The organism is Stenotrophomonas sp. SAM-B, from assembly GCF_013387485.1.
Taxonomy (GTDB): Bacteria; Pseudomonadota; Gammaproteobacteria; order Xanthomonadales; family Xanthomonadaceae; genus Stenotrophomonas; species Stenotrophomonas maltophilia_AA.
On record NZ_JABBXB010000044.1, the window covers coordinates 1 to 444 of the forward strand.

Here is a 444-nt window from a genome sequence, read left to right on the forward strand (position 1 = left end):
GGTATCTAATCCTGTTTGCTCCCCACGCTTTCGTGCATGAGCGTCAGTATTAGCCCAGGGGGCTGCCTTCGCCATCGGTGTTCCTCCACATATCTACGCATTTCACTGCTACACGTGGAATTCCACCCCCCTCTGCCATACTCTAGTCTTGCAGTCCCAAATGCAGTTCCCAGGTTAAGCCCGGGGATTTCACATCTGGCTTACCAAACCGCCTGCGCACGCTTTACGCCCAGTAATTCCGATTAACGCTCGCACCCTACGTATTACCGCGGCTGCTGGCACGTAGTTAGCCGGTGCTTCTTCTTCCGGTACCGTCATCCACGCTGGATATTAACCAACGCGATTTCTTTCCGGCTGAAAGAGCTTTACAACCCGAAGGCCTTCTTCACTCACGCGGCATGGCTGGATCAGGCTTTCGCCCATTGTCCAAAATTCCCCACTGCT

At 54.1% G+C, this 444-nt stretch carries 1 rRNA gene; it reads right to left on the reverse strand.

The window, feature by feature from the left end:
* A 16S ribosomal RNA gene (locus HH110_RS19155) occupies positions 1 to 444 on the reverse strand; the annotation flags it as partial.